This is a genomic window from Roseicyclus sp. (assembly GCF_052168335.1).
GTDB lineage: Bacteria > Pseudomonadota > Alphaproteobacteria > Rhodobacterales > Rhodobacteraceae > Roseibacterium.
Window position 1 is genome coordinate 1 of sequence record NZ_JBQLZP010000527.1, and the last position, 6,469, is coordinate 6,469.

The 6,469-nt window shown below is 71.7% G+C and carries 11 protein-coding genes; 5 read left to right on the plus strand and 6 right to left on the minus strand.

Translation table 11 applies throughout. The features are described 5' to 3' along the window. Positions 1-67: 67 nt before the first annotated feature. Positions 68-928 (plus strand): DMT family transporter, encoded by an 861-nt coding sequence (locus tag ACTS11_RS16060; protein ID WP_442641308.1) that lies wholly within the window; start codon positions 68-70, stop codon positions 926-928. Here the strand turns inward: ACTS11_RS16060 and ACTS11_RS16065 are convergent. Then, complete coding sequence (locus ACTS11_RS16065; RefSeq protein ID WP_442641309.1) at positions 898-1,344, minus strand: NUDIX domain-containing protein; 447 nt, start codon at positions 1,342-1,344, stop codon at positions 898-900. The two genes, ACTS11_RS16060 and ACTS11_RS16065, sit on opposite strands and share 31 nt — an antisense overlap. A 95-nt stretch (positions 1,345-1,439) precedes the next feature. Here ACTS11_RS16065 and ACTS11_RS16070 point away from each other — a divergent pair, with 95 nt between their 5' ends. Next, on the plus strand, positions 1,440-2,177 hold the full coding sequence (locus tag ACTS11_RS16070) for an esterase/lipase family protein (RefSeq protein ID WP_442641310.1): 738 nt from the start codon (positions 1,440-1,442) through the stop codon (positions 2,175-2,177). 2 nt (positions 2,178-2,179) lie between these two features. On the opposite strand, the gene ACTS11_RS16075 is transcribed toward ACTS11_RS16070, so the two are convergent. Both ACTS11_RS16075 and purE read right to left on the minus strand, forming a co-directional pair. Continuing rightward, a complete protein-coding gene (locus ACTS11_RS16075) occupies positions 2,180-3,253 on the minus strand; it encodes a 5-(carboxyamino)imidazole ribonucleotide synthase (RefSeq protein WP_442641311.1) in 1,074 nt (357 codons plus the stop codon). Beyond that, on the minus strand, positions 3,246-3,734 hold the full coding sequence (gene purE / locus ACTS11_RS16080) for a 5-(carboxyamino)imidazole ribonucleotide mutase (RefSeq protein ID WP_442641312.1): 489 nt from the start codon (positions 3,732-3,734) through the stop codon (positions 3,246-3,248). Before purE ends, ACTS11_RS16075 begins: the two co-directional genes overlap by 8 nt. 77 nt (positions 3,735-3,811) lie before the next feature. Here purE and ACTS11_RS16085 point away from each other — a divergent pair, with 77 nt between their 5' ends. Then, a complete protein-coding gene (locus ACTS11_RS16085; RefSeq protein WP_442641313.1) occupies positions 3,812-4,282 on the plus strand; it encodes a GNAT family N-acetyltransferase in 471 nt (156 codons plus the stop codon). Here ACTS11_RS16085 and ACTS11_RS16090 read toward each other — a convergent pair. Further along, positions 4,272-4,490 carry a YdcH family protein gene (locus tag ACTS11_RS16090; RefSeq protein ID WP_442641314.1) on the minus strand — a complete coding sequence of 73 codons (219 nt, stop codon included), beginning with the start codon at positions 4,488-4,490 and terminating at the stop codon, positions 4,272-4,274. The two genes, ACTS11_RS16085 and ACTS11_RS16090, sit on opposite strands and share 11 nt — an antisense overlap. A gap of 200 nt (positions 4,491-4,690) precedes the next feature. Here ACTS11_RS16090 and ACTS11_RS16095 point away from each other — a divergent pair, with 200 nt between their 5' ends. Together ACTS11_RS16095 and ACTS11_RS16100 are read left to right on the plus strand one after the other, a co-directional pair. Continuing rightward, positions 4,691-5,116 carry an Hsp20 family protein gene (locus ACTS11_RS16095; RefSeq protein ID WP_442641315.1) on the plus strand — a complete coding sequence of 142 codons (426 nt, stop codon included), beginning with the start codon at positions 4,691-4,693 and terminating at the stop codon, positions 5,114-5,116. After that, complete coding sequence (locus ACTS11_RS16100) at positions 5,113-5,340, plus strand: DUF1150 family protein (protein WP_442641316.1); 228 nt, start codon at positions 5,113-5,115, stop codon at positions 5,338-5,340. The genes ACTS11_RS16095 and ACTS11_RS16100 overlap by 4 nt, the downstream gene beginning before the upstream one ends. A 51-nt stretch (positions 5,341-5,391) precedes the next feature. On the opposite strand, the gene ACTS11_RS16105 is transcribed toward ACTS11_RS16100, so the two are convergent. Together ACTS11_RS16105 and nadE are read right to left on the minus strand one after the other, a co-directional pair. Next, on the minus strand, positions 5,392-5,955 hold the full coding sequence (locus tag ACTS11_RS16105) for a hypothetical protein (protein ID WP_442641317.1): 564 nt from the start codon (positions 5,953-5,955) through the stop codon (positions 5,392-5,394). Between the two features lie 43 nt (positions 5,956-5,998). After that, a partial coding sequence (gene nadE / locus ACTS11_RS16110) for an NAD(+) synthase (RefSeq protein WP_442641318.1) occupies positions 5,999-6,469 on the minus strand: 471 nt, incomplete at its 5' end.

Sequence of the window (6,469 nt, forward strand, 5' to 3'; positions counted from 1 at the left end):
CCCTCGCGGGCGGCGCGGTGAGCCACCTGGCGGGGCCGGTCGCCGGGCGGTTCACGGGCGCGCGCGGATGAGGCTCGGGACGTTGACGGCGCTGGTCATGGTGGCCTTCGCGGCCAACTCGGTGCTGAACCGGATGGCGGTGGGGCCGGGCCTGATCGGGGCGGCGGACTTCGCGCTGATCCGGGCGGTGGCGGGCGCGGTGACGCTCGCGGCGCTGGTGGCGCTCCGGGGGCGGGGCCTGCCGCTCCTGTCCGCCCGGCGCGTTCCGGGCGCGCTGGGGCTCGCGGTCTACCTGATCGGCTTCTCCTTCGCCTATCTCGCGATCGACGCGGGGATCGGTGCGCTGATCCTCTTCGGCGGCGTGCAGGTGACGATGTTCGCGGGCGCGGTCCTGATGCGCGAGGCGCTGCCCGCGCGGCGTTGGATCGGCGCGGGGCTCGCCCTGACCGGCCTCGGCTGGCTCGTCTGGCCGGCGGGCGAGGTGGCGCTGCCGCTGGCCGCCTCCGCCGCCATGCTCGCCGCCGCCGCGGGCTGGGGCGTCTATTCGCTCGTCGGGCGGCGCGCGACCGACCCGCTCGCGGAGACGGCGGCGAACTTCATGCTCGCGGCGCCGCTCTGCGCGCTCGCCCTCCTTGCCGCCGGGGCCGGGGCGGGCGCCTCCGCCCCCGGCATCGCGCTCGCCATCCTGTCGGGGGCCGTGACTTCGGGCCTCGGCTACGCGCTCTGGTATGCCGTCCTGCCCCGGCTCGAGGCCTCGGTCTCGGGCCTCGTCCAGCTGTCCGTTCCGGTGATCGCGACGGCGGGCGGTGTCCTGCTGCTGGGCGAGGCGGTGACGCCGCGGATGGTCGGCGCGGGCCTCCTCACCCTCGGCGGGATCGCCTACGGCCTCGGCGCCCTTCAGCGGACGAGACGCTCCAGCGGATCGTAGAGCGTCCCGCTCCCCCAGGCCACCTCGGGGAGGGCGTCGGGCTTGTAGCGCAGGCGCGTCATCTCCTCCCGGCTGGCGAGCACGCGGCGGTTCACGATGCCCTCGGGGTCCTGCCACGGCGCCTGGGGATCGCCCGCCACCAGCGCCACGCGGAAGTAGATGTCGACCTGGTGTAAGGCCCGCGAGGGCTCGTGGAACTCGTTCACGAGGCAGGGCGCGCCGACCGAGACGGTCAGCCCGGTCTCCTCGTGGAACTCGCGCACGAGGTTGTCGGCGAGGCTCGAATGTGGTTCCACGCCCCCGCCCGGCGCGCAGAGAAGGTCGCTCCGGTCGCCCGCGTAGGCGTTGACGAGGAGGAGGCGGTCCTCGATCAGGAGCAGGCCGCGCACGGCGAGGCGGATGGTCGTCCGGGGCATGGGAGGGGTCCTTTGCTGGCCGCGACACTGGCGTGACGAAAGGTCAGGGGCAAGTCCCGCTCGCGGCGGCAGCCGCCTTGCCCTATCTTCCCCCCATGCGCGCGCTTGTCCTCATGTGCCTCGTATCCGCCGCCTTTACGCTTCCCGCCCGCGCGCAGGAGCCCGACTGCGTGATCCTGCTGCACGGGCTGGCGCGCACGCAGGTGTCCCTCCTCGTGATGGAGGAGGCGCTGGGCGCCGCGGGCTTCACCGTCGTCAACCGGGGTTATCCCTCGACGCGCTCCTCCATCGCCGATCTCGCGCCCGCGACGATCCTGCCCGCCATGGCGCAGTGCGGCGCGGGGCGGGTGCATTTCGTCACGCACTCGATGGGCGGCATCCTCCTGCGGCACTGGCTCGCCACGCACCGGCCCGAACGGCTCGGCCGCGTGGTGATGCTCGCGCCGCCGAACGCGGGGACCGAGCTCGTCGACGTCTTCGGAGAGCTCGAGCCCTTCGAATGGGTGCAGGGGCCCGCCGCCGTGGAGCTCGGCACCGGGCCCGAGGCGCTGCCGAACCTCCTGCCGCCGGTGGACTTCGAGCTCGGCGTCATCGCGGGCAACCGGACGCTGAACCCGATCTACTCGGCGGTGATCCCCGGCCCGGACGACGGCAAGGTGGCGGTCGAGAGCACGCGGGTCGAGGGCATGGCCGACTTCATCGTCCTGCCCGTCACGCACACCTTCATGATGAACAACCCCGTGGTGATCGCCGAGGTGATCCGCTTCCTCGAGACCGGCGCCTTCGACCACGAGATGCAGCTCTTCGACGCCGTCGAGTCGTTGATCGAGTAGCCTCAGCGCGCGGGGCCCGTCACCCGGTTCACGTGGCCCATCTTGCGGCCGGGGCGCGTCTCGGCCTTGCCGTAGAGGTGGACCTGCACGCCCCGCTCCGCCGCGAGGGCGGGGGCGCGCGCGACATCCGCGCCGATCAGGTTCTCCATGACGACGTCCGCGTGCCGCGTCCCGTCTCCGAGGGGCCAGCCGGTGATCGCGCGGACGTGCTGCTCGAACTGGTCCACGGCGCAGCCCGCCTGCGTCCAGTGGCCCGAGTTGTGGACGCGCGGCGCGATCTCGTTCACGACGAGGCCCGTCCGCGTCACGAAGAGCTCGACGCCCATCACGCCCACGTAGTCGAGCGCGGTCAGGATGCGAGAGGCGAGCAGCACCGCATCGGTGCGGAGCGCCGCCGGGATCGCGGCCGGAACCGTGGTGGTCGAGAGGATGCCGTCCACGTGGACGTTCTCGCCCGGATCGTAGGCCGCGACCGACCCGTCGAGGCCGCGCGCGGCGATGACGCTGATTTCCTTGGAGAAGGTCACGAAGCCCTCGGCGATGGCGGGCGCGCCTTCGAGCGTGGCGAGCGCCGCCTCCGCCTCCTCCCGCGCCGTGACGCGGGCCTGTCCCTTGCCGTCGTAGCCGAAGCGCCGGGTCTTCAGGATCGCGGGCACGCCGGTTTCCGCCAGCGCGGCCTCGAGGTCGCCCGGCCCCTCGATCGCGGCATAGGGCGCGACGGCGAGCCCGAGCCCGGCGAGGAAGTCCTTCTCCGTCAGCCGGTCCTGGCTGACCTCCAGCGCCCTGCGGTTCGGGTGGAAGGGCGCGGCCCCGGCGAGAAGGTCGAGGGAGGCCGCGGGGATGTTCTCGAACTCGTAGGTGACGACGTCGCAGGAGGCCGCGAAGGTCCGGAGCGCATCGGCGTCGTCGTAGCCCGCGCGCGTCCAGGCGTGGGCCACGTCGGCGGCGGGTGCCGCGCCCGGCTCGAAGATGTGCGCCCTGTAGCCGAGCCGCGAGGCCGCGACCGCGAGCATCCGGCCGAGCTGCCCGCCGCCGAGGATGCCGACGACCGAGCCCGACGGCAGCGGCTCAATCATCCGAGGGAACCTCCGGGATCGAGGCCGAGAGCGCCGCGCGCCAGGCCTCCAGCCGCTCGGCCAGCGCTTCGTCCGTGGTGGCGAGGATGGCGGCGGCCATGAGGCCCGCGTTCGCCGCCCCCGCCGCGCCGATGGCCATGGTCGCGACCGGGTAGCCGCGCGGCATCTGCACGATGGAATAGAGGGAATCGACGCCCGACAGCGCCTTGGTCTGGATCGGCACGCCGATCACCGGCACGCGCGTCTTGGACGCCATCATCCCCGGCAGGTGCGCCGCCCCGCCCGCGCCCGCGATGATGACCCTGAGGCCGCGCCCCGCCGCCGCGCGCCCGTAGTCCCAGAGCCGGTCGGGCGTGCGGTGCGCCGAGACGATGCGCGTCTCGTACGGCACGCCGAGTTCCTCGAGGATCGCCGCCGCCTCGCGCATGGTGGGCCAGTCCGACTGGCTGCCCATGATGATGCCGACCAGTGGTTCGCCCATGCGCCCGTCCCTTGGAACTTCCCCCGGAGCGCCGCACTATAACGGCAGTCGGGGCGTGCGCAACGGCGGGCGGGGGCATGCGGATCAGGCGGGCGGAAGCGGCGGACGCGGCGGCGTTGGACGGGGTGCTGACCCCGATCCTCGAGCGCAGGGGCAGTGCGCGCCCGCGCGGGGCGGATCACGTTCGCGCGCATTACATCGAGCATCCCGACAGCCTGGCCTGCCACCTCGCCGAGGCGGAGGGCCGCGTCCTCGGCTTCCAGTCGCTGAAGCGCGCCATGCCGGACAATCCCTACGACCTGCCGGAGGGCTGGGGCATCGTCGGCACCTACGTCGCGGCCGAGGCGGCGGGGCGGGGCATCGGCCGCGCGCTCTTCGCCGCGACGCTGCGCGCGGCGCTGGCCGCGGGGCTCGAGCGGATCGACGCGACCATCGGGGCCGAGAACGCGGACGGCCTCGCCTACTACGAGGCGCTCGGCTTCCGCACCTGGCGCGAGCGCGGCTCGGCCATCGGCAAGGCCTACGACCTCGCGCCCCTCAGGCGATGATGTCGGGGGTCAGCTCGTCCTCGATCCGGGCGATGCTGTCCTTCAGCATCAGCTTCTGCTTCTTCAGCCGCCGGAGCGTGAGCTGATCGGGGTTGAGCGAGGACTGGAGGGCCTCGATCGCCGCGTCGAGATCGCGGTGTTCGCGGCGCAGCACCTCGAGCTTCACGCGGAGCACGTCCTCGTGGCTCATCTCGCTCGGTGCATTCATGAATTCGGTCCCCAGATCCCGCATCGCTCATACCCAAATGCCGGAGAATGCCACGATACACGCAAAGCTCCAGTGCTCCAAGCCTGCGTGCGCGGGACTTGCACGGCCTCCGGGCACCGCCCATATTTCGTGTCGGAGGCCTCCCGCAGCCGAAAACGGGGCGTGGGGCCGAGAGCATCGCTTGTTCAAGGATGTGCCCGATGACGAAACTGACACTTGGGTCGCACCCGTTCCTTCTCGGGTTCGACCAGCTCGAGCGCCTCGTGGAGCGCACGGCGAAGGCCGGAAACGACGGCTATCCGCCCTACAACATCGAGCAGCGCGGCGAGAATTCCTACCGCATCACGCTCGCGGTGGCGGGCTTCGCCGAGGAGGATCTCGTGATCACGGTCGAGGACCGGCAACTCATGGTGCGCGGCAAGCAGTCCGACGACAGCGCTGAGCGCGTGTTCCTGCACCGGGGCATCGCCGCGCGGCAGTTCCAGCGGAGCTTCGTGCTGGCCGAAGGGGTCGAGGTGGCCGGCGCGACGATGGAGCATGGCCTTCTCCACATCGACCTGAACCGGGCGGTTCCCGAAAGCGTTGTGCAGACGATCAGGATCAGCAAAGGAGGCGCGCGCGCATGAACGAACGCAATCCCGCAGCCGAGGTGAGCGGCCGGCCCATCGTGTATATCCGCGAGGTGGCCGTGGCCGACCTGCCCGAAGAGGTTCGCGAACAGGCCGGGGGCCGCGAGACGGTCTACGCCATCGGGTCGGAGGACGGCCAGCAACTCGCCCTCGTGCGCGACCGGCAGCTCGCCTTCGTGGTGGCGCGCCAGAACGACATGGAGCCCGTGAGCGTGCATTGAGCACGACCCACCCGGCGAACCGAACGGCGCCCCGCGGGGCGCCGTTTTCGTTCAGCGCGTGCGGTCGAGCCGCCACTCCTCCCCGCCCCAATGGGCGATGTCGAGGCGGTGTCCCTTCAGCGCGAACTCGCCCCCGGGCGCCACCTCGCGGACCGCGGACAGAAGCGCGACCGGCCCGCCCTCGTGGCAATCGTCCCTGAGCCGCCAGAGGCGGCGCTCCTGCCCGGGGCGCAAGCGGAATTCGAGGCAGCCGATGGACCGCGGGCGGCGGTAGACGATCCGCTCCACCGTCGACCAGTCGAGGCGGATCACCTGCCGCCCGCCGGACGTCACCGCGTCGAGCCCGTCCGGGCCGACGGTAAGGTGCAGCCTCCGGAACGGGATGAACAGGGCGAGGACGGCCCCGAGAAACGGGATCGCCCCGACCGGCAGGAGGAAGAAGAACCGCATCGCCCAGTCCCGCCCGCCGAAGTCGCGCAACAGGTCGGGAAGCCCCGCGATCCAGAGGATCCACAGGCCGACCGCGAAGGCCGTCGCCGACACGGGCCAGTAGCGGAACCGCCGCGCGGGCGGGAAACGGATCGTGCCGTCGCCGATATGGGGCGCATTGCTCATGGCGGCCGGATGGCACGGAAACCGGGCAGGAATAGGGGCAGACCTAGCCCTGCGTATCGTCGCGCCAGCGGTTCACGATGGGATAGCGGCGGTCGAGCCAGAAGGCGCGTTCCGTGAGCCTCGTGCCGGGCGCGGACTGGAAGCGCTTGTATTCGCTGAGATAGATCAGCCGCTCGATCTTCTTCACCGTCTCCCGGTCGTAGCCGAGCGCGACGACATCGGCCACGGCTGCCTCCTTGTCGATCAGCATCTCGAGCATCACGTCGAGGTCGGCATAGGGCGGCAGGCTGTCCTCGTCCTTCTGGTTCTCGCGCAGCTCGGCCGTGGGCGGCTTGTCGATCACGCGCGGCGGGATGACCTCTCCGCCCGGGCCCTTCATCCAGTCGCGATGGTTCGCGTTCCGCCAGCGGCAGGTCTCGAACACGCGGGTCTTGTAGAGGTCCTTCAGCGGGTTGTAGCCGCCCGCCATGTCGCCGTAGATCGTGGCGTATCCGACCGCGACCTCGGACTTGTT

What these genes read in the sequence shown, in the direction of transcription:
- ACTS11_RS16060 (WP_442641308.1), top strand. Translation starts at nt 68, where the DNA reads ATGAGGCTCGGGACGTTGACGGCGCTGGTCATGGTGGCCTTCGCGGCC.
- ACTS11_RS16085 (WP_442641313.1), top strand. Translation starts at nt 3,812, where the DNA reads ATGCGGATCAGGCGGGCGGAAGCGGCGGACGCGGCGGCGTTGGACGGG.
- ACTS11_RS16075 (WP_442641311.1), bottom strand. Translation starts at nt 3,253, where the DNA reads ATGATTGAGCCGCTGCCGTCGGGCTCGGTCGTCGGCATCCTCGGCGGC.
- ACTS11_RS16105 (WP_442641317.1), bottom strand. Translation starts at nt 5,955, where the DNA reads ATGAGCAATGCGCCCCATATCGGCGACGGCACGATCCGTTTCCCGCCC.
- ACTS11_RS16095 (WP_442641315.1), top strand. Translation starts at nt 4,691, where the DNA reads ATGACGAAACTGACACTTGGGTCGCACCCGTTCCTTCTCGGGTTCGAC.
- purE (WP_442641312.1), bottom strand. Translation starts at nt 3,734, where the DNA reads ATGGGCGAACCACTGGTCGGCATCATCATGGGCAGCCAGTCGGACTGG.
- ACTS11_RS16070 (WP_442641310.1), top strand. Translation starts at nt 1,440, where the DNA reads ATGCGCGCGCTTGTCCTCATGTGCCTCGTATCCGCCGCCTTTACGCTT.
- ACTS11_RS16100 (WP_442641316.1), top strand. Translation starts at nt 5,113, where the DNA reads ATGAACGAACGCAATCCCGCAGCCGAGGTGAGCGGCCGGCCCATCGTG.
- ACTS11_RS16065 (WP_442641309.1), bottom strand. Translation starts at nt 1,344, where the DNA reads ATGCCCCGGACGACCATCCGCCTCGCCGTGCGCGGCCTGCTCCTGATC.
- ACTS11_RS16090 (WP_442641314.1), bottom strand. Translation starts at nt 4,490, where the DNA reads ATGAATGCACCGAGCGAGATGAGCCACGAGGACGTGCTCCGCGTGAAG.